General features: G+C 65.4%; 15 protein-coding genes and 1 rRNA gene. 1 reads left to right on the top strand and 15 read right to left on the bottom strand.

Annotated features, from left to right (window positions below; genetic code table 11):
- The 12 genes from murC to coq7 form a co-directional block, all read right to left on the bottom strand.
- Complete coding sequence (murC, locus tag C5O79_RS31630; protein ID WP_047851645.1) at positions 1-1,398, bottom strand: UDP-N-acetylmuramate--L-alanine ligase; 1,398 nt, start codon at positions 1,396-1,398, stop codon at positions 1-3.
- A complete protein-coding gene (gene murG, locus C5O79_RS31625) occupies positions 1,395-2,498 on the bottom strand; it encodes an undecaprenyldiphospho-muramoylpentapeptide beta-N-acetylglucosaminyltransferase (protein ID WP_122473548.1) in 1,104 nt (367 codons plus the stop codon). Before murG ends, murC begins: the two co-directional genes overlap by 4 nt.
- 121 nt (positions 2,499-2,619) lie before the next feature.
- Positions 2,620-3,903, bottom strand: coding sequence for a putative lipid II flippase FtsW (gene ftsW, locus C5O79_RS31620; RefSeq protein WP_046544872.1), 1,284 nt, complete (start codon positions 3,901-3,903; stop codon positions 2,620-2,622).
- Entirely contained in the window at positions 3,900-5,414 is a 1,515-nt protein-coding gene (gene murD, locus C5O79_RS31615) for a UDP-N-acetylmuramoyl-L-alanine--D-glutamate ligase (protein WP_047851646.1), read from the bottom strand. Before murD ends, ftsW begins: the two co-directional genes overlap by 4 nt.
- A 28-nt stretch (positions 5,415-5,442) precedes the next feature.
- Positions 5,443-6,612, bottom strand: a complete 1,170-nt coding sequence (gene mraY, locus C5O79_RS31610) for a phospho-N-acetylmuramoyl-pentapeptide-transferase (protein WP_006477019.1) — start codon at positions 6,610-6,612, stop codon at positions 5,443-5,445.
- Between the two features lie 16 nt (positions 6,613-6,628).
- Positions 6,629-8,035, bottom strand: a complete 1,407-nt coding sequence (gene murF, locus C5O79_RS31605) for a UDP-N-acetylmuramoyl-tripeptide--D-alanyl-D-alanine ligase (RefSeq protein ID WP_122473547.1) — start codon at positions 8,033-8,035, stop codon at positions 6,629-6,631.
- Positions 8,032-9,570 carry a UDP-N-acetylmuramoyl-L-alanyl-D-glutamate--2,6-diaminopimelate ligase gene (locus C5O79_RS31600; protein WP_122473546.1) on the bottom strand — a complete coding sequence of 513 codons (1,539 nt, stop codon included), beginning with the start codon at positions 9,568-9,570 and terminating at the stop codon, positions 8,032-8,034. The genes murF and C5O79_RS31600 overlap by 4 nt, the downstream gene beginning before the upstream one ends.
- On the bottom strand, positions 9,567-11,414 hold the full coding sequence (locus C5O79_RS31595; protein WP_046544868.1) for a penicillin-binding protein 2: 1,848 nt from the start codon (positions 11,412-11,414) through the stop codon (positions 9,567-9,569). Before C5O79_RS31595 ends, C5O79_RS31600 begins: the two co-directional genes overlap by 4 nt.
- Entirely contained in the window at positions 11,411-11,752 is a 342-nt protein-coding gene (ftsL, locus tag C5O79_RS31590) for a cell division protein FtsL (RefSeq protein ID WP_009694564.1), read from the bottom strand. Before ftsL ends, C5O79_RS31595 begins: the two co-directional genes overlap by 4 nt.
- Positions 11,749-12,690 (bottom strand): 16S rRNA (cytosine(1402)-N(4))-methyltransferase RsmH, encoded by a 942-nt coding sequence (rsmH, locus tag C5O79_RS31585; RefSeq protein WP_011350832.1) that lies wholly within the window; start codon positions 12,688-12,690, stop codon positions 11,749-11,751. The genes ftsL and rsmH overlap by 4 nt, the downstream gene beginning before the upstream one ends.
- A gap of 23 nt (positions 12,691-12,713) precedes the next feature.
- A complete protein-coding gene (mraZ, locus tag C5O79_RS31580; RefSeq protein ID WP_006487094.1) occupies positions 12,714-13,142 on the bottom strand; it encodes a division/cell wall cluster transcriptional repressor MraZ in 429 nt (142 codons plus the stop codon).
- A 386-nt stretch (positions 13,143-13,528) separates the two neighbouring features.
- Positions 13,529-14,155, bottom strand: coding sequence for a 2-polyprenyl-3-methyl-6-methoxy-1,4-benzoquinone monooxygenase (coq7, locus tag C5O79_RS31575; protein ID WP_046544867.1), 627 nt, complete (start codon positions 14,153-14,155; stop codon positions 13,529-13,531).
- Positions 14,156-14,431: 276 nt separating this feature from the next.
- Here coq7 and C5O79_RS31570 point away from each other — a divergent pair, with 276 nt between their 5' ends.
- Complete coding sequence (locus tag C5O79_RS31570) at positions 14,432-15,583, top strand: porin (RefSeq protein ID WP_131932032.1); 1,152 nt, start codon at positions 14,432-14,434, stop codon at positions 15,581-15,583.
- A 277-nt stretch (positions 15,584-15,860) separates the two neighbouring features.
- Here the strand turns inward: C5O79_RS31570 and C5O79_RS31565 are convergent, their stop codons facing one another.
- The 3 genes from C5O79_RS31565 to rrf all read right to left on the bottom strand — a co-directional run.
- Complete coding sequence (locus C5O79_RS31565) at positions 15,861-17,534, bottom strand: long-chain fatty acid--CoA ligase (RefSeq protein WP_046544865.1); 1,674 nt, start codon at positions 17,532-17,534, stop codon at positions 15,861-15,863.
- Positions 17,535-17,670: 136 nt separating this feature from the next.
- The gene (locus tag C5O79_RS31560; protein WP_131932030.1) at positions 17,671-19,746 is read right to left on the bottom strand and encodes a molybdopterin oxidoreductase family protein; all 2,076 of its coding nucleotides are present in this window, start codon (positions 19,744-19,746) and stop codon (positions 17,671-17,673) included.
- A 437-nt stretch (positions 19,747-20,183) separates the two neighbouring features.
- Positions 20,184-20,283 (bottom strand): 5S ribosomal RNA (rrf, locus tag C5O79_RS31555); the annotation flags it as partial.

The raw sequence follows: 20,283 nt of genomic DNA, 5'->3' as shown, positions 1-20,283 counted from the left end.
TCATGCCTTCTGTTGAGTGTGCTGCGCAACCTTCGCCGGCACGCCGCCGATCGAACCCGCGCCCATCGTGATCACCACGTCGCCGTTCTGCGCGACCTTCGCCAATGCGTCCGGCACGTCGTCGACCGTCGCGACGAACACCGGGTCAACCTTCCCGACCGCGCGCAGCGCACGCGACAGCGCGTCGCCGTTGGCGGTCGAGATCGCCGCCTCGCCCGCCGCGTAGACTTCCGTCAGCACCAGCGCGTCGACCGTCGACAGCACGTTGACGAAATCGTCGAAGCAGTCGCGAGTGCGCGTGTAGCGGTGCGGCTGGAACGCCAGCACGAGGCGGCGGCCCGGAAACGCGCCGCGCGCGGCCGCGATCGTCGCGGCCATCTCGACCGGGTGATGGCCATAGTCGTCGATCAGCGTGTAGTGGCCGCCGTCCGCGGTCGGCACTTCGCCGTAGCGCTGGAAGCGCCGGCCGACACCGTTGAATTCCGCCAGCGCCAGCTGGATCGCGTCGTCCGACACGCCGAGATCGGTCGCGATCGCGACCGCCGCGAGCGCGTTCTGCACGTTGTGCAGGCCCGGCATGTTCAGCACGACCGCCAGCGGCGCGCGCCCTTCGCGGATCACCGTGAAATGCATGCGGCCGTCGCGCGCATCGATGTCTTCGGCGCGCACCTGCGCGTCCGGCGACAGCCCGTAGCGCACGACCGGCTTCGAGATGAACGGGATGATCTGCCGCACGTTCGGATCGTCGACGCACACGACCGCGCTGCCGTAGAACGGCAGGCGCTGCGTGAATTCGATGAACGCCTGCTTGAGCCGCGCGAAATCGTGGCCGTAGGTGTCCATGTGGTCGGCGTCGATGTTCGTGATGACTTCGATCACCGGATACAGGTTCAGGAACGACGCGTCGGACTCGTCGGCCTCGGCGACGATGAAGTCGCCCGTGCCGAGCCGCGCGTTCGCGCCGGCGCTGATCAGCCGCCCGCCGATCACGAAGGTCGGATCGAGCCCGCCCGCCGCGAGCACGCTCGCGACGAGGCTCGTCGTCGTGGTCTTGCCGTGGGTGCCCGCAATCGCGATGCCCTGCTTCAGGCGCATCAGCTCCGCCAGCATCACCGCGCGCTGCACGATCGGCACGCGCTGCGCGCGCGCGGCCAGCACTTCCGGGTTGTCCGAGCGCACGGCCGTCGATACGACGACCGCGTTCGCGCCCTCGATGTTCGCCGCGTCGTGGCCGATCGCGATCCGGGCGCCGAGCGCCTGCAGACGATCCGTCACCGCGTTGCGCGACAGGTCCGAGCCGCTGACCTCGTAGCCGAGGTTGACGAGCACTTCGGCGATGCCGCTCATGCCCGCGCCGCCGATCCCGACGAAATGAATGTGTTTGACGATGTGTTTCATTGCAGTTCTTCCAGGTTCGCGCCGGCCGCCTTCGCGCACACGCGCGCGACTTCGTCGGTGGCTTCGGGCTTCGCCAGCGAGCGCGAACGTTCCGCCATGTCCGCGAGCGATGCCCGCGACTGGCCGCGCAGCCAGTCGGCGAGCAGTTCCGCCGACAGGTCGCGTTGTTGCACCAGTACGGCCGCCCCCGCATCGGCGAGGAACGCGGCGTTGCTCGTCTGATGATCGTCGACCGCGTACGGGAACGGCACGAACAGCGCCGCCACGCCCACCGCCGCGATCTCCGACACCGTCATCGCGCCCGACCGGCAGATCACGAGATCCGCCGCCGCATACGCGGCCGCCATGTCGTCGATGAACGGCACGAGCCGCACGTCTTCGCCGGCCGCGAAACCGGCCGCCTCGTAATTCGCCTTCAATGCTTCGATGTGCTTCGCGCCGGCCTGGTGCACGATGCGCGGGCGTTCGCCCGGCGCCAGCATCGCCAGCGCGCACGGCACGACTTCATTCAGCGCGGCCGCCCCGAGGCTGCCGCCGACGACCAGCACGTTCAGCGGGCCGCTGCGCGATGCATAGCGTGCTTTGGGCGCTTCCGTGCCGGCAAGTTCCGCGCGAATCGGGTTACCCGTCCATTCCGCGTGCGGCAGCGCACCGGGGAATGCGACGAGCACGCGTTTCGCGAATTTCGCGAGCACCTTGTTCGTCAGGCCCGCGATCGAATTCTGTTCATGCAGCACGAGCGGACGACCCGACAGCGCGGTCATCACGCCCGCCGGGAACGTGATGTAGCCGCCCATCCCGAGCACGACGTCGGGCCGCACGCGGCGCAGCGCGGCGAGACTCTGCCCGCATGCGCGCAGCAGGTTGAACGGCAGCGTCAGCTTGGTCTTCAGGCCCTTGCCGCGCAGCCCGCCGAACCGCACGTATTCCATCGGAATGCCGTGCTTCGGCACGAGCGTCGCTTCCATCCCGGCCGGATTGCCGAGCCACACGACGCGCCAGCCCGCCGCTTCCATCCGGTGAGCGACCGCAAGCCCCGGGAACACGTGGCCCCCGGTGCCGCCTGCCATCACCATTAGCGTGCGTTGCGACGCGGTCATACCTTCCCTCCCCGCATCAGCAAGAGTGAACGAATGTTTTGGCTACGGCCGCTTCGCTTAACTTCGCGCGCTTCGCGCACGAAGTTAGCCTTCACCGAAATCGCGTACTGCCGCGGGGAGGTCATACCTTCCCTCCCCGCATCAGTACGCGATTTTCGTAGTCGACCCGCAGCAGCACCGCAAGTGCGACGCAGTTCAGCAGAATGCCCGAGCCGCCATAGCTCACGAGCGGCAGCGTCAGGCCCTTGGTCGGCAGCAGCCCGAGGTTCACACCCATGTTGATGAAGGTCTGCGCGCCGAACCAGATGCCGATACCCTTCGCCATCAGGCCCGCGAACGTGCGATCGAGTGCCAGCGCCTGACGCCCGATCTCGAACGCGCGGCGCACGATCCAGTAGAACAGCAGGATCACGACCAGCACGCCGACGAAACCGAGCTCCTCGCCGATCACCGCGAGGATGAAGTCGGTATGCGCTTCCGGCAGGTAGTTCAGCTTCTCGACGCTGCCGCCGAGGCCGACGCCGAACCACTCGCCGCGGCCGAATGCGATCAGCGAGTGCGTGAGCTGATACGCCTTGCCCTGCGCGTAACGCTCGTCCCACGGATCGAGGTACGCGAAGATCCGCTCGCGACGCCACGGCGACAGCCACACCAGCATCGTGAAGGTGCCGATCGCGGTCGCGACGAGGCCGCCGAACAGCTTGCCGTTCACGCCGCCGAGGAACAGCACGCCCATCGCGATCGCCGCGACCACCATGAACGCGCCCATGTCCGGCTCGAGCAGCAGCAGCGCACCGACCAGGCCGACCGCGAACGCCATCGGCAAGAAGCCCTTGGCGAAGCTCTGCATGTATTCCTGCTTGCGCACCGTGTAGTTCGCCGCGTAGATCGTCACCGCGAGCTTCATGATTTCCGACGGCTGCATGTTCGTGATGCCGAGCGGAATCCAGCGGCGCGCACCGTTCACGCCCTTGCCGACGTGCGGGATCAGCACGATCACGAGGCCGACGAGCGCGATCAGGAAGAGTTGCGGCGCGTATTTGTCCCACGTCGACACCGGCACACGGAACGCAATCACCGCCGCGATGAACGCGACGGCGAGCGAGATGCAGTGGCGCATCAGGAACGCGTAATCGTGATACGACGCGTATTTCGGCGAATCGGGCATCGCGATCGACGCCGAATACACCATCACGACGCCGAGCCCGAGCAGCGCGATCGCGACCCACAACAGCGAGTAGTCGAAGTCGAGCATCCGCGAACGGCTCGGGCGCACGCCGTTGACGACGCTCGAGAGGCCGCCCGTCGCGGCGCGCGTGGCGGACGCGACGCGGCCGCCCGCGGCATTGCCGCCGGTGTCGCGACGATCGTTGAAACGGGAGACGAGGCGATCGGACCAGCTCATGGCGTCGCTCCTTTGTCGATGGCGATTTCGTCGACCGCCGCGCGGAACACATCCGCGCGATGGGCGTAGTTCCTGAACATGTCGAGACTCGCGCATGCGGGCGACAGCAGCACCGCATCGCCCGGCTCGGCCAGCTCGGCCGCCGCGTGCACCGCGCCTTCGAGCGTCGCGTGATCGGCGAGCGGCACGCCCGTTTCGGCGAGCGTGTCGCGGATCGCCGGCGCATCGCGGCCGATCAGCATCACTGCACGGCACCAGCGCGCGACCGGCGCGACCAGCGGTGCGAAATCCTGCCCCTTGCCGTCGCCGCCGGCGATCAGCACGATCTTCTGCGCAAGCCCGTCGAGCGCGGCAACCGTCGCGCCGACGTTCGTGCCCTTGCTGTCGTCGACGTAGTCGACGTCGTCGATCGTCGCGATCACTTCGACGCGATGCGCCTCGCCGCGATACTCGCGCAGCGCGTGCAGCAGCGGCGCGGCGGGCAGGTCGATCGCGCGTGCGAGCGCGAACGCGGCCAGCGCATTCGCCGCGTTGTGCAGCCCGCGGATACGCAGCGCATCGGCCGGCATCAGGCGCTTCTGCGCGATGTCGGGCGTATGCGCGGCATCGCGCTTGCGCCGACGGGTCGTCGTCGCGGTTTCATCCGGGGCGTCGCGATCGACCGCTTCGACCAGCCACGCGATGCCGTTGTCGCGTGACAGGCCGTAGTCGCCGTCCTGCACCGGTTCGTTCAGGCCGAACGTGACCGTGCGCGGCGCATCGGCCGCGCCGGCTGCCGGCGCGAACTTCATCACGGCCGCATCGTCGCGGTTCAGCACGCGCGTCGTCGTCGCGCCGAAGATCCGGCCCTTCGCCGCCGCATACGCGTCGAAGCTGCCGTGCCAGTCGAGGTGATCCTGCGTGATGTTGAGAATCGCGGCCGCATCGGGTGCGAACGTGCGCGCGGTTTCGAGCTGAAAGCTCGACAGCTCGAGCACCCAGACGTCAGGCAGCGCGGTTTCGTCGATCGCGTTCGCAAGCCGGTCGAGCATCGCCGGGCTGATGTTGCCCGCGACTGCGACCTTCTTGCCCGAGCGCTGGCACAGCAGGCCCGTGAGACTCGTCGTCGTGGTCTTGCCGTTGGTGCCCGTGATTGCGAGCACCTTCGGCTGGTAGCCGCTCGTGCCGAGCGCTCGCAGCGCCTGCGCGAAGAATTCCAGCTCGCCCCACACCGCGACGCCGCGCTCGTTCGCGGCCGCGACCAGCGCCGCGAGCGCCGGTTCGAGCGGCGACAGCCCGGGGCTCAGCCCGACGAGCTCTACGCCGCCGTCGAGCAGCGCAGGCGTAAATGCCCCGCCGACGAATTCCGCATCGATGCCTTCGGCCTGCAGCGCGGCAAGGTTCGGCGGCGCCTCGCGGGTATCGGCAATACGCAGCCGGCACCCGTGCCTCGCGCACCATCGCGCGATCGCGAGACCCGATTCCCCGAGCCCCAGTACGAGCACCATCGGCCGTTGCCGATCTCCAAACATCTCGCCAGACATCCTTGTTACCTTTCCTTTACCGCAGCTTGAGGGTGGTCAGACCGAACAGGCACAGCATCAGCGTGATGATCCAGAAACGCACGACCACCTGCGTTTCCTTCCAGCCGGACAATTCGAAATGGTGATGCAGCGGCGCCATCTTCAGCAGGCGCCGCCCTTCGCCGTAGCGCTTCTTCGTGTATTTGAACCACGAAACCTGCAGCATCACCGACAGCGTTTCCGCGACGAAGATGCCGCCCATGATGAACAGCACGATTTCCTGGCGCACGATCACCGCGACCGTGCCGAGCGCGCCGCCGAGCGCCAGCGCGCCGACGTCACCCATGAACACCTGCGCGGGGTGCGTGTTGTACCAGAGGAACGCGAGCCCTGCCCCACCCATCGCGGAACAGAAGATCAGCAGTTCGCCCGCGCCCGGAATGTGCGGGAACAGCAGGTATTTTGAATAGACCGCGCTGCCCATCACGTACGCGAACACACCCAGCGATGCACCGACCAGCACGACCGGCATGATGACGAGGCCGTCCAGGCCGTCGGTCAGGTTCACCGCGTTGCTCGCGCCGACGATCACGAAGTACGTCAGCACGATGAAGCCCCACACGCCGAGCGGGTAGCTGATCGACTTCAGGAACGGCAGCATCAGGTCGGCGCGTGCCGGCAGCCCCATCGACAAACCGCTCCTCACCCACGCCATGAACAGGTCGAACACGCGCACGTTGTTCGCCTCGGACACGCTGAAGGCGAGGTAAACGGCCGCGAACAGCCCGATCACCGATTGCCAGAAATACTTCTCGCGCGACGACATCCCGCGAGGGTCCTTGTGGACGACCTTTCGGTAATCGTCGACCCAGCCGATCACGCCGAAACCGAACGTGACGAGCATCACGATCCAGATGAAACGGTTCGTCAGGTCGCCCCACAGCAAGGTTGCGACCGCGATGCCGATCAGGATCAGCACGCCGCCCATCGTCGGCGTACCGGACTTGACCAGGTGGGTCTGCGGGCCGTCCTTGCGCACGGCCTGACCGACCTTCATTTGCGTCAGCTTGCGGATCACCCACGGTCCGCACACGAGCCCGATCCCGAGCGCGGTGATGGTGGCCATCACCGCACGGAACGTGAGGTACGTGAACAAGCGCAAAAAGCTTGCGTCTCCTTGCAGCCATTGCGCCAGCGCCAGCAGCATGCTTCCTTCCTTCTACTCAGTGTGCAGCGGGCGCCGTGCCCGCCGCGGGTTGGTTCGTCAGCGCGTCGACCACGCGCTCCATCTTCATGTACCGCGAGCCCTTCACGAGCAGCGTCGCCTGCGCGCCGTAGCCCGCTGCGAGCAATGCCTCGACCAGCGCGCCGACGTCGCCGAAATGGCGGGCCGTATCGCCGTATGCCGTGCAGGCATCGCGCGACGCGTCGCCGAGCGCGAACAGCGCGTCGATCCCGCGCTCGCGCGCGTAGGCACCGACCTCGCGATGGAAAGCCGGCCCTTCGTCGCCGACCTCGCCCATGTCGCCGATCACCAGCACGCGCGGCGCCGCTTGTGCGGCGAGCACGTCGATCGCGGCACGCATCGAATCGGGATTCGCGTTGTACGTATCGTCGACGACCGTTGCCCCCGCGAGGCTGCCTGCGATCGCCTGCTTCACCTGCAGCCGGCCTTTGACCGGTTCGAACGATTCGAGGCCCTGCTTGATCGCAGACAGTGCAACGCCGGCGCCCAGCGCCGCTGCCGTGGCGGCGAGCGCGTTGCGCGCGTTGTGCTCGCCGAGCGCGCGCAGCCGCACCGTGACAGCGCCCGCGGGCGTGTCGATCGCGAGTTCGCCGCCGTTAAGGCGGCCCGTGACTTGCGCGTCGCTCTGCCGTTCGGCATCGTGCAGCGCGAAATCGAGGATCCGGTTGCCGGTCGCCGCGACACGCCAGATGCCCGCGTATGCATCGTCGGCCGGGAACACCGCGACGCCGTCCGGTGGCAGCGCGTGAATCACGGCCGCGTGTTCGAGCGCGACGGCTTCGACCGTCGCCATGAACTCCTGGTGCTCGCGCTGCGCGTTGTTGACGAGCGCGACCGTCGGCGCCGTGAGGCGCGCGAGGACTTCGGTCTCGCCCGGGTGGTTCATCCCGATCTCGATCACCGCGAGACGATGCGCGGCCGACAGGCGCAGCAGCGTCAGCGGCAGGCCGACATCGTTGTTCAGGTTGCCGGCCGTCGCGAGCCGCGCGTCGGCGCCGACCGCCGCCGCGAAGATAGACGCGATCATTTCCTTGACGGTCGTCTTGCCGTTGCTGCCCGTCACCGCGACGAGCGGCAGCGCGAATCGTTTGCGCCAGCCATGCGCGAGTGCGCCGAGTGCGGCACGCGTTTCACCACCTTCGATCGCCGGCATCGTGACGCCCGCCGGCACGTGCGCGACCAGCGCCGCGGCAGCACCGCGCGCGGCGACATCGCCGAGGAAGTCGTGCGCATCGAAGCGCTCGCCTTTCAATGCGACGAACAGGTCGCCGGGGCCAGCCGTGCGGCTGTCCGTCGACACGCGGTCGAACGTGACGCCCGCGTCGCCGCGGACGGTCGCGCCGGGGATCAGGCGGGCGGCTTCGCCGAGACTGAGCATCGTCATTCGGCGCCTCCCTTGCCGTGCGTCGCGCGCGCTGCCAGCGCGAGCCGCGCGTGATCCTGGTCGGAGAACGTACGCTTCTTGCCCATGATTTCCTGCGTGGCCTCGTGGCCCTTGCCGGCCAGCACGACGACATCCTCGCGTGCCGCGCCGCGCACGGCCTGCAGGATCGCGCTCGCGCGATCCTCGATACGGCGTGCGTGATCGGGCGCGGTCATGCCCGCGACGATCTGGTCGATGATGCGCTGCGGATCCTCGCTGCGCGGGTTGTCGCTCGTGACGACGGTTTCGTCGGCGAGCCGCTCCGCGATCGCGCCCATCAGCGGGCGCTTCGTCGCATCGCGATCGCCTCCGCAGCCGAACATGCAGACGAGCCGCCCGCCGCGCGCCGTAGCGATCGGGCGCAGCGCGTCGAGCGTCTTTTCGAGCGCGTCGGGCGTGTGTGCATAGTCGATCACGACCAGCGGTTCGTCGTTCTGCAGCCGGCCACCGAGCCGCTGCATCCGGCCGTTGACGGACTCGAGCCGTGCGATCTCGGCGAGCGCCGCGTCGAACGGCACGTCGGCCGCGAGCAGCGAACCGAGCACCGCGAGCAGGTTGCTGACGTTGAAGGTACCGAGCGTGCCGACCTCGACGTCCGCGTCGCCCCACGACGAACGCAAGCGGAACGCCGTGCCGGTCGTGGTGGCGCGCACGTCGAGCGCGACCAGTTCGCGATCGGCGTCCGGCGCCGGTGCGTCGCCGATCCCGTACGCGATCGTACGCACGCGGCCGGCCAGTTTCTCGAGCAGGCGCTGTCCGGCTGCGTCGTCGCGGTTGACGACCGCCGCGCGCAGGCCGCGCCACGCGAACAGCTTCGCCTTCGCGGCCTCGTATGCATCGAACGTGCCGTGATAGTCGAGGTGATCCTGCGTGAGGTTCGTAAACACCGCGATGTCGAAGGCCGTACCGTTCACGCGCCCCTGGTGCAGCGCGTGCGACGACACCTCCATCGCCACGGCCTTCGCGCCCGCGTCGCGCAATTGCGCGAGGCTGCGCTGCAGTTGCGGTGCGTCGGGGGTCGTGAAACCCGTCGGCACGAGCTGGCCGGGCATCCCGCTGCCAAGCGTGCCGATCACCGCGCACGGCTGGTGCAGCGCCGTCAGCGCGGTGGCGATCCACTGCGTGCACGAGGTCTTTCCGTTCGTGCCGGTCACCCCCACCGCGAGCAGGCTGTCGCTCGGATCGCCGTACCAGCCGCTGGCGATCTCGCCGGCGAGCTGGTCGAGCGCCGGCACGGCCAGTGAGACGGGCACCGCCGGCGCAGCGTCCAGCCCTTCCGGCTGATACAGCACGGCGGCCGCACCGCGCGCGACGGCTTCGGCAATGAATATGCGGTTGTCGGCCCCGTCGACCGCATACGCAAGAAACACGTCGCCCGCCTTGAGGCTGCGCGTGTCGGCATGCAGTTGCGCTGCGGGGGCCACATGCTGACGCAGCCACGCAAGCGCGGCTGCGATCTGCTGATGCGCCGGATGGGAACTGCGAGCGGCGCTCATCGAACAACTCCTGGTGAATTACGCGTCGTGCTGGACACGATCATATGCTTCGCACCGCCACCCGCGGCCAGCTTTTGCGGCCCCGTCGCGGAAGGTGCTGCCGGCGAATCGTCAGACACGACGAGCTGCTTGATCGGCATGTTCGGCGGCACGTTCAGCGCACGCATCGTGTCGCCGGCGATCGCCGAGAATACGGGGCCGGACACCTGGCCGCCGAAGTGGCTGCCGGCGGTCGGCTCGTCGACCGACACGGCGACGACGATACGCGGATTCGGCATCGGCGCCATCCCGACGAACGACGCGCGGTACTTGCGCGTGTAGCCGTGACCTTCATGCTTGTACGCGGTACCGCTCTTGCCGCCGACGCGATAACCCGGCACGGCCGCATCGGGCGACGTGCCGCCCGGCGCCACCACCGTCTCGAGCATCGCGCGCACTTCGCGCGCGGTGGTCGGGTTGAACACCTGCGTGCCCACGACCGGCTGGTTGGGGTCGGTCTTGAAAATGGTCACGGGCATCAGCTCGCCGTCATGCGCGATCGCCGTGTAGGCGCGCGCGAGCTGGAACAGCGACACCGACAGGCCGTAGCCGTACGACATCGTCGCCTGCTCGATGCGGCGCCAGCTCTTCCACGGACGCAGGCGGCCGGCCACCGCGCCCGGGAATCCGACCTTCGGCGCCTGACCGAGGCCGATGCTCGTATACATATTCCACATTTCCTCGGGCCGCATCGTCATCGCGATCTTCGTCGCGCCGATGTTGCTCGACTTCTGGATCACGCCGCCGACCGTCAGCGTGCCGAAACCCGCATCGTCGGTGATCGGTGCGCCATCGAGCACGAAATGCCCGTTGCCCGTCTCGACGAGCGTGTTCGGCGTCACGCGGTGCAGGTCGAGCGCAAGCGACACCGTAAACGGCTTCATGATCGAGCCCGGCTCGAACACGTCGGTCATGATCCGGTTGCGCAACTGCTCGCCCGTCATGCGCGAGCGGTCGTTCGGGTTGTACGTCGGGTAGTTGACGAGTGCGAGCACCTCGCCGGTGCGCACGTCGACGACCATCGCCGCGCCGGCCTTCGCCTTGAACTTCTCCACGGCGGCCTTCAGGTTCGCGTACGCGATGTACTGGATCTTGCTGTCGATCGACAGGTCGACGTCGGTGCCGTTGTGCGGCGGGATCTGCTCGGCGACGTCCTCGACGATGTGCCCCATCCGGTCCTTGATCACGCGACGCACGCCCGACGTGCCGGACAGCAGCTTCTGGTCACCCAGTTCGACACCCTCCTGCCCTTCGTCCTCGACGTTCGTGAAGCCGATCAGGTGAGCGGTAATCTCGCCTTCCGGATAGAAGCGCTTGTATTCGTTGCGCTGGTAGATGCCGGGAATGTCGAGCGCGGCGACCTTGTCCGCGACGTCGATCGGCACCTGGCGCTTCACGTAGACGAAACCCTTGTCTTCCGACAGCTTCACGCGCAGTTCCTTCGACGTCATGCCGAGGAGCTTGCCGAGCTGGTTGACCTTGTCGGCATCGAGATCGTCCGGCACCGCGTCGGGAATCGCCCAGATCGCGCGCACGGGCAGGCTCGTCGCGAGCACGAGCCCGTTACGGTCGAGAATCTTGCCGCGCGTGGCCGGCAGATCGAGCGTGCGCTGGTAACGGCTTTCGCCCTGCTTCCGATAGAACGCGTTGCCGGGCCCCTGGATCCAGAAAGCGCGCGCGGCCAGCGCGACGAACGCCATGAACAGCAGGAACACGACGAGCTTCGAGCGCCACATCGGCAGATGCACGCCCAGCACGGGGCTCGACGAGAACTTCACGTTCTGGCGCTGCTGGGACGGCTTCATCGCGCGCCTCCCTTGCCCTTTCCTGCCGTGTCCGCCGAAGCCGGGATCGGCGCATCGATCGCCTTCGCGGCGCCCGGCGGCAGCGTCAGGTATTGCGTGCGGCCGGTCGTGATCGGCTGCATCTTCAGCGAATCGTTCGCGAGCTGCTCGATGCGCGACGTCTTCGACAGCGCACTCTGCTGATATTGAAGCTGCGCGTAGTCCTGCTGGAGCTGACGCTCCTGCGACTGCGCACGCTGCAACTGGATGAAGATCTGGCGCTGCTGGTTCGTCGAATTGACGACCGACAGCGCGCAACCCATCACGATGATCAGCAGGAAGATGTTGAAGCGGCTCATGGCGTGACGCGCTCCGCAATGCGCATCACGGCCGAGCGGGCGCGCGGATTCGCAGCGACTTCCGCTTCACTTGGGAACTGGCGGCTGATGATCTTGAGCGGCGGGCTCGGGAGGTCGACGGCGCGGATCGGCAGGCGACGATCGACCGCAGGCGCACTCGCGTGCGCCTGCATGAATCGCTTGACGATCCGGTCCTCGAGTGAATGAAAGCTGATGACCACCAGCCGCCCCCCTTGCTCCAGCAACGACAGTGCCGCGTCTAGTACGACTTGCAGGTCCGCAAGCTCTTGATTGACGTGAATCCGTATAGCCTGAAAGGTGCGGGTTGCCGGATCCTTGCCCTTCTCACGGGTTTTGACGACGTGACCCACGATTTGGGCAAGCTCGCCCGTGGTGTCGAGAGGCCCAAGACGGTCGGACTCTGCCCGGCGAGCAACAAGCGCCTTTGCAATCTGAAAAGCAAACCGTTCTTCCCCATAATCCCGTATCACCTCCGTCAATTCCTGCACCGAAGCCCGTGCGAGCCATTCCGCCGCCGACTCGCCGCGCGTCGGATCCATCCGCATGTCCAGCGGACCATCGGCGCGGAAGCTGAAGCCGCGCGCCGGATCGTCCACCTGCGGCGAGGACACGCCCAGGTCGAGCAACACACCCGACACCTTCTCGACGCCGCGCGCCGCAAGCGCGTCGCGCATCGATGCAAAGCTGTCATGCACGATCGAGAAGCGCGCATCCTCGATGCCCTGCGCCGTCTCGATCGCCCTTGGATCCTTGTCGAACGCGATCAGCCGCCCGCCCGGCGCCAGCCGCGCGAGCACCGCGCGGCTATGGCCGCCGCGGCCGAACGTGCCGTCGACATAAATGCCGTCCGGTCGCGTCACGAGCGATTCGACCGCTTCGTCCAACAACACGGTCCGATGCTGCAATTCGTTTCCCATCGCGGGCGTCTCCGTCACCGCAATCAGAACGTGAAATTCTTCAGCGCATCGGGCATGCCCTGCGCCATCGCTGCCTGCTCCTTCGCGTTGTAGGTCTGCGAATCCCACAGCTCGAAGTGACTACCCATTCCCAACAACATGACTTCCTTTTCCAGTCCGGCTGCCATGCGCAGCTCGGGCGATACGAGAATCCGGCCCGCGCTGTCGAGATCGACATCCATCGCATTGCCGAGAAAAATGCGCCGCCACCAGTGCGCGTCCATCGGCAGCGCGGCGATCTTGGCGCGGAATACTTCCCATTCGGGGCGCGGAAACAGCAACAGGCAGCCGTCCGGGTGCTTGGTCACAGTCACCCGTCCTTCTGCCTGTCCTTGCAGCGCTTCGCGATAGCGAGCCGGCACCGACATCCGCCCTTTCGCATCGAGCGTCAGCGCCGACGCCCCTTGGAACACTTTCCGCTCTCCCGTTCAGGGCACCGAAGCACCCGCTCAATGCTCAGAATTTAGCCGGAATAGCCCGCCAAATCACACAAAAATACACTTTCTCACACTGTCTCCCACTTTAGAGGAAGGGTGTGGCACGGTCAAGGGAGCGGCCCGCTTTTTTGACGAATTTTGTTAGTTAGAACAAGGACTTACGCGCACATGCTCATGCGGCCCCTCATTCTAAAAACCGTTATAAATGAATGAGCTAGTGCAACTTGTGAAGGTGATACGTGAGAAAGACGGGCCAGACGGGTGTGCGGACGGGGCTTTCGGGGGCGGGAAAACGAGGAATAAACGGGCGGTATCGGCGGCGGGAAATCCGGGGCGACGTCACGCATCGCCCGGAAGGAATCTCACAGATAGTATGCAGTGCTCGTCATGACTTTCGATGCGGCGCGCATCAGCATTCGCGCGGGCAGCGGCAGCTCGATCCCGCCTGCGTCGGCCGCAGCCTTGCCGTGCTTCACCTCGTCGATACGCATCTGGTCGACGATCGCACGCGACGCGGTATCGGCCGCGGGCAACTCGGACATGTGACCTTCGAGATGGCTCTCGACCTGCCGTTCGGTCTCGGCCATGAAGCCGAGGCTGACCTTGTCACCGAGCGCGCCGGCCGCCACGCCGATCGCGAGCGAACCCGCATACCAGAGCGGGTTCAGCAGGCTCGGGCGCGAGTCGAGCTCTTTCAGGCGATGCGCGGTCCACGCAAGGTGGTCCTCCTCCTCCCGCGCGGCCTCTTCGAACATCGCCTTCGCCGACGCGGTGCGCGCCGTGAGTTTCTGCGCCTGATACAGCGCCTGCGCGCAGACCTCGCCGACGTGGTTCACGCGCATCAGCCCGGCGGCATGCGTACGCTCCGCAGGCGTCAGCTCGACGGCCGGCGCCTCTGCCGGCGCGGGCACCGGCCGGCTCATCCGGCTAATGCCGGCCAGCGATCGCAGGCCGCGATCGAATTCGCTGATCAGTTCATCAAACACCATCCTGTTCTCCTGGCTGCAGGTGCTGCCGCGAGCGGCAAGGGCACGAGTCCGCTGCGTAACCGACTTGATTATTCAGCGGAAATTGCGGTTAACCCGTGATTTTAACCATTGTTGCATAAAGGAAACATGGCGACCTTGAGCTGCGGCATTTCGCTTTGTGGCAAAAAACGGTTTTGCTACATTACGTGCGACTTCTTGCGAAGTTGATGGGGCTCGTCAACAGAACATAACTATCCGCCCCGCCAGAAAAATTCAGTGAATTTTGGAGATCCGTTAATGAAAAAGTCGCTTCTCGCGCTCGTCGCGCTGGGCGCGTTCGCTGGCGCTGCCCAAGCGCAAAGCAGCGTGACGCTTTACGGCATCATCGATGAAGGCCTGCTCTTCAACAACAACGCAGGCGGCAAACACCTGTACAGCATGGCCAGCGGCGTGATGCAAGGCAGCCGCTTCGGCCTGCGCGGCACCGAAGACCTCGGTGGCGGTCTGAAGGCGATCTTCACCCTCGAAAACGGTTTCGACGTGAACAGCGGCAAGCTCGGTCAGGGCGGCCTGATGTTCGGTCGTCAGGCTTACGTCGGCCTGTCGAGCCAGTACGGTACGGTCACGCTGGGTCGTCAATACGACTCCGTCGTCGACTTCGTCGGCCCGCTCGAGGCAGGCGACCAGTGGGGTGGCTACATCGCCGCTCACCCGGGTGACCTCGACAACTTCAACAACGCGTATCGCGTGAACAACGCAGTCAAGTTCACGAGCCAGAACTACGGCGGCTTCTCGTTCGGCGGCTTGTACAGCTTCGGCGGTCAGGCAGGCCAGTTCTCGAAGAACCAGGTCTGGTCGCTCGGCGCAGGCTACAACAACGGCCCGCTGGTCTTGGGCGTCGGTTACTTGAACGCACGTACGCCGAACCAGTTCGGCGGCATGTTCAACAACGGCTCTGCGTCTTCGTCGGTCTCGTCGCCGATCTACGGCGCGTACGCGAACAACGCGAACACGTACCAGGTCATCGGTGCCGGCGGCGCCTACACGTTCGGCGCAGCGACGATCGGCGCGACGTACTCGAACACGAAGTTCAAGGGCTTCTCCGCAGGCCCGTTCGTGAACCAGACCGCGACGTTCAACAACGGCGAAATCAACTTCAAGTATCAGCTGACCCCGGCGCTGATTCTCGGCGCAGCGTACGACTACACGCAAGGCAGCAAGATCGACGGCAACTCGGCAGCCAAGTACCACCAAGGCTCGCTGGGCGTCGACTACTTCCTGTCGAAGCGTACGGACGTGTACGCAATCGGCGTGTACCAGCACGCATCGGGCAACGTGCTCGACTCGAACGGCGACGTCCTGAAGGCGACGGCAGCGATCAACGGTCTCGCAGGCTCGAGCTCGGCCAACCAGGTCGCAGCACGCGTCGGCATCCGTCACAAGTTCTAATCAGCTTGCCTGACAAGCCGCAGCATATTGAAGGCGCCTTCGGGCGCCTTTTTCTTTTCCGGCCAATGCAGCCGCAAAGCCGGAGCGTGGCGAATCGTCCCGGCTGCGACAGACTGGTCTCGGGGGTGCCGTGCCGCCCCTGCTGCGTCGAAACGCGCTGCCGCCACCGCCAGCCCACTCCGGTAGACGCGTCGTTCGAAAAACAGCCTCGCCGGGCCACGCGGCAAACAAAAAAGCCCGGCACACGCCGGGCTTTCCAATACGATCGACCGCGCCGTTACGCGCGTCCGTCGCGCAGTTCGCGCCGCAGGATCTTGCCGACGTTCGTTTTCGGCAGCTCCGTGCGGAACTCGACCAGCTTCGGCCGCTTGTAGCCGGTGAGTCGCTCCTTGCAGTAGGCAAGGATGTCCTTGTCGGTGAGCGCCGGGTCCTTCTTCACGACGAACAGCTTCACGGCTTCGCCGGAATGCTCGTCGGGCACACCGACCGCCGCCACCTCGAACACGCCCGGATGCGACGCCACCACGTCCTCGACTTCGTTCGGGTACACGTTGAAGCCCGACACGAGAATCATGTCCTTCTTCCGGTCGACGATCTTCACGTAACCCCGCGCATCCATCACGCCGACGTCACCCGTCTTGAAGAAGCCGTCCGCGAACATGACCTTCTCGGTTTCGTCCGGCCGGTTCCAGTAGCCGGCCATCACCTGCGGCCCGCGGATGCAGATCTCGCCGGGTTCGCCGAGCGCAACGTCGTTGCCCGCGTCGTCGCGAATCGCCACTTCGGTCGACGGCAGCGGCAAGCCGATCGTCCCGCTGTACTCGGTCGCGGTCACGGGGTTGCAGGTCGCTACCGGCGACGTTTCGGACAACCCGTAACCTTCGATGATTGCGGTATGGGTCTTTTCATACCAGCGTTTCGCGACGCCCTCCTGGATCGCCATGCCGCCGCCGTTGGCGATCACGAGCTTCGACAGGTCGAGCTGATTGAATTCCGGGTGGTTCAGCAGTGCGTTGTACAGCGTGTTGACCGCCGGGATCGTCGAGATCTGGTAGCCCTTCAGTTCCTTGATCATGCCGGCGATGTCGCGCGGATTCGGGATCAGGATGCCCATGCCACCGGTACGCATCGTCAGGAATCCGCAGACGGTCAGCGCGAACACGTGATATAGCGGCAGCGCGACAACAGTCACGAACTGTTTCACTTCCGGGAACTTCTCGTGGGCCGGATGATGCCAGGCGCCCGCCTGCAACACGTTAGACACAATGTTCCGGTGCAGTAGCGTCGCCCCCTTCGCCACGCCGGTCGTACCGCCCGTGTATTGCAGGAACGCGACGTCATCTGGGCCGATTTTCTGCGCCTTGAATGCGTGGCGCGCACCTTCGGACAGTGCGGCCTTGAAGCGCGTGAACGACGGCAGCTGCCAGGCAGGCACCATCTTTTTCACGTTGCGCACGACGTAGTTGACGAGCCATCCCTTGATGCCCAGCAGATCGCCCATCGATGCGACGACGACGTGCTTGACGCCCGTATTCGCGATGACGGCCTGCAGCGTCGACGCGAAATTCTCGAGAATGACGATCGCCTCCGCACCGCTGTCCTTCAGCTGATGCTCGAGCTCGCGCGGCGTATAGAGCGGATTGACGTTGACGACGGTGTAGCCCGCGCGCAGTACCGCGGCGATCGCCACGGGGTACTGCAGCACGTTCGGCATCATGATCGCGACACGCGCCCCGCGCGCAAGCCCACGCGATTGCAGCCACGCGCCGAACTGGCGCGACAGCTTGTCGAGTTCGCCGTACGTGATGCCCTTGCCCATGCAGACGAATGCCGTGCGGTCACGATACTGCCGGAAGCTTTCGTCGAGCAGGTCGGGGACTGAGGGATAAGGAGACGCGTCGATTTCGGCTGGAACGCCGGGTGGGTACGATTTCAGCCAAATTTTATCCATACTGCGCGTCTCCTCACATATTTTCGAATGGTCGTGCTAAAACGCATCGTAACGGCTCGCTCGTTCCGAGACAACAGGGTTAGATGTCCACTTCGAACTTCCGTGGAAATTCGTCTGATCATACGGTGATATCCGATCAAATGCGCTCAACTTCCACGAGACAATCGTAGAACGTCGCCGAATTGCCAAGGTCGGTGAGCGCCTGGCTCGTCACTTCGTTCGCGTTTCTGCCGTCCGGCGATAGCTTCTTCCACCAGATCGACAGCCCGACGACGAGCCCCGCGCGTGCGCGATCGGTAACTCTCGCGACCGCCTGCATCGATCCGCGGTCGTTGAAGATGCGAACGACGTCACCTTCGGCGATACCGCGCACATCGGCGTCAGACGGGTGGATGTCGAGATGCGGCTCGCCTTCGGTATGACGCAGGCTGTCGACGTTCACGAACGTACTGTTCAGGAAGTGGCGAGCCGGCGGCGAGATCATCGCGAGCGGATAGCGTGCGGCGAGCTCGGGTGCGGCCTCGGCCGACTCGAACGGCGGCAGGTAGTCGGGTACGGGATCCGCGCCCATCTGCTCGAGTCTCGGGCTGTAAAACTCACACTTGCCGGACGGCGTACGGAAACCACCGTTCGCGAACGGCGCCTCCGGCAGCTTGAGCTTCAGCCAGCCGGCGCGCTTCAGCGTCTCCCAATCGCTGGCGAGCACCGGATCGTCCCAGCGGAGCGCCGCGCGCGCGACCTCTTCGTCGCTGTGATACAGCGCCGGTTCGTCGAGCTCCATGCTGCGCGCGATGCCGCGGAAGATTTCCGTATTCGGCCGCGCCTCTCCCACCGGAGGAATCGACGGCAAGTTCGCCATTACGTAGGTGTGACCGTACGATTTGTGGATGTCCAGATGCTCGAGCTGCGTGGTGGCCGGCAACACAATGTCGGCGAAATCAACGGTATCTGTCTTGAAATGTTCAAGAACGACCGTGAACAGATCGTCACGAGCGAACCCTGCCGCGACCTTCGATGAATCGGGCGCGACAGCCACCGGGTTCGAGTTGTACACGATCACCGCCTCGACCTTCGGCCCGAAGGCTGCATCGCCCGGGTGCAGCAGCGCGTCGCCGATCGCATTCATGTTGATGATGCGCGGTAGCTTGTGCGGCCAGCCCGGCATCAAATCAGGGCGAAGCAGCGCAGCCTGGTTGACGGGCGCGGACTCCGAGGACGAGAGCAAAAACCCGCCGGCCCGATCTCGCCAGGCGCCCGTCAGCGCCGGCAGGCTTGCGATCGCGCGTACGGCATTGCCACCGCCGCGAACACGCTGCATGCCGTAGTTGAGGCGGATCGACGCCTTGCGGGTGGCACCGTAACGACGCGCAAGGTCGATCAGCTCGAACGCGTCGATGCCGCAGATCTGCGCAACGCGTTCCGGCGGATAGGACATCGCCCGCTCCTTTAGCGCGTCAAAGCCGAGCGTATGGCTGGCGATGTAATCGTGATCGAGCAGGTCTTCGGTAATCAGCACGTGCATCATGCCGAGTGCGAACGCGCCGTCGGTACCGGGTCTCAACGCGATGTGCTGATGACATTTCTCCGCTGTCAGCGAACGGTACGGATCGATGGCGACAAGACGTGCGCCTCGGCGCTTCGCTTCCTGCGCACGCGTCCAGAAGTGCAGGCTCGATGCGATCGGGTTTGCTCCCCAAATCAGGATCAGCTCGCTTTCCTCGAAATGCTCGAGGTGCATGCCGAGGCTGCCGCCATAGGTGTAACGTAACCCCGCTGCACCGGCCGCCGCGCAGATCGTGCGCTCGAGTCGCGAGGCGCCGAGCTTGTGGAAGAATCGCTGGGCGATGCCCTCCCCCTGCACGAGCCCCATCGTCCCCGCATAGCTGTACGGCACGATCGCTTCCGGTTCGCGCGCCGCAATTTCACCGAGACGACGGCCGATCTCGTCGAACGCCTCGTCCCAGCTGATCGGTACGAAATGCCCATCCCCTTTCGCACCGATGCGCTTGAGCGGGACGGTGAGGCGGTCAGGGTGATGAACGCGATCAGCGTATCGGCTGACTTTCGTGCACAACACGCCTTGTGTCGGCGGATGGTCGGGATCGCCCGTGACCTTGATCGCCTTGCCATTTTCGACGGTCACACGCATTGCGCACGTGTCTGGACAATCATGCGGGCAAACGGCCCGAGCTACCTGAATGGCGGCGTTCATCGTTTTGTGTGCAGAGGTGGGGATTCGCAAATTTTACGTGGACACGCCGAATAAAGCGTTCATTTCGTACGGTTCCGAGATATTTGGCCGAAAAGCGATGTCAGGCAGCAGCGAAGTTCGGTGGTTCGGTACGCTTGCTGCGGGAGGGCTTGCATTGCCAACCCGACAATCTTGTCGGCGTTGGGAAGCAGTTCGCGCACGACAGCGCAAACCGATACGCCGGGAGAGGAATTGGAGCTTTGAACGGAGATAGGAGCAATAGGCCAAGCGATCGCGGATGATACTAGGCCAATTGGCGTGCAGAGAGCTGCGAGTGGTTGTACTTGGGAGAGGTGATATGGAAACCCCAGCCAGGCCGTCATCCCGCACCTCCGCGTATTTCCGTCGCGCCAATGCAAAAACCCCCGCCTTTCGGGCGGGGGTTCTTGGCTTAGGGAGCCTGACGATTACCTACTTTCACACGGGAATCCGCACTATCATCGGCGTAGAGTCGTTTCACGGTCCTGTTCGGGATGGGAAGGGGTGGGACCGACTCGC

It is taken from the genome of Burkholderia sp. SRS-25 (genome assembly GCF_004343765.1).
In the GTDB taxonomy this organism is placed as follows: Bacteria; Pseudomonadota; Gammaproteobacteria; order Burkholderiales; family Burkholderiaceae; genus Burkholderia; species Burkholderia contaminans.
The sequence above is the reverse complement of the archived record's forward strand: the minus strand, read 5'-3'. Positions and strand labels throughout refer to the sequence as shown.

What these genes read in the sequence shown, in the direction of transcription:
- murC (WP_047851645.1), bottom strand. Translation starts at nt 1,398, where the DNA reads ATGAAACACATCGTCAAACACATTCATTTCGTCGGGATCGGCGGCGCG.
- murG (WP_122473548.1), bottom strand. Translation starts at nt 2,498, where the DNA reads ATGACCGCGTCGCAACGCACGCTAATGGTGATGGCAGGCGGCACCGGG.
- ftsW (WP_046544872.1), bottom strand. Translation starts at nt 3,903, where the DNA reads ATGAGCTGGTCCGATCGCCTCGTCTCCCGTTTCAACGATCGTCGCGAC.
- murD (WP_047851646.1), bottom strand. Translation starts at nt 5,414, where the DNA reads ATGTTTGGAGATCGGCAACGGCCGATGGTGCTCGTACTGGGGCTCGGG.
- mraY (WP_006477019.1), bottom strand. Translation starts at nt 6,612, where the DNA reads ATGCTGCTGGCGCTGGCGCAATGGCTGCAAGGAGACGCAAGCTTTTTG.
- murF (WP_122473547.1), bottom strand. Translation starts at nt 8,035, where the DNA reads ATGACGATGCTCAGTCTCGGCGAAGCCGCCCGCCTGATCCCCGGCGCG.
- C5O79_RS31600 (WP_122473546.1), bottom strand. Translation starts at nt 9,570, where the DNA reads ATGAGCGCCGCTCGCAGTTCCCATCCGGCGCATCAGCAGATCGCAGCC.
- C5O79_RS31595 (WP_046544868.1), bottom strand. Translation starts at nt 11,414, where the DNA reads ATGAAGCCGTCCCAGCAGCGCCAGAACGTGAAGTTCTCGTCGAGCCCC.
- ftsL (WP_009694564.1), bottom strand. Translation starts at nt 11,752, where the DNA reads ATGAGCCGCTTCAACATCTTCCTGCTGATCATCGTGATGGGTTGCGCG.
- rsmH (WP_011350832.1), bottom strand. Translation starts at nt 12,690, where the DNA reads ATGGGAAACGAATTGCAGCATCGGACCGTGTTGTTGGACGAAGCGGTC.
- coq7 (WP_046544867.1), bottom strand. Translation starts at nt 14,155, where the DNA reads ATGGTGTTTGATGAACTGATCAGCGAATTCGATCGCGGCCTGCGATCG.
- C5O79_RS31570 (WP_131932032.1), top strand. Translation starts at nt 14,432, where the DNA reads ATGAAAAAGTCGCTTCTCGCGCTCGTCGCGCTGGGCGCGTTCGCTGGC.
- C5O79_RS31565 (WP_046544865.1), bottom strand. Translation starts at nt 17,534, where the DNA reads ATGGATAAAATTTGGCTGAAATCGTACCCACCCGGCGTTCCAGCCGAA.
- C5O79_RS31560 (WP_131932030.1), bottom strand. Translation starts at nt 19,746, where the DNA reads ATGAACGCCGCCATTCAGGTAGCTCGGGCCGTTTGCCCGCATGATTGT.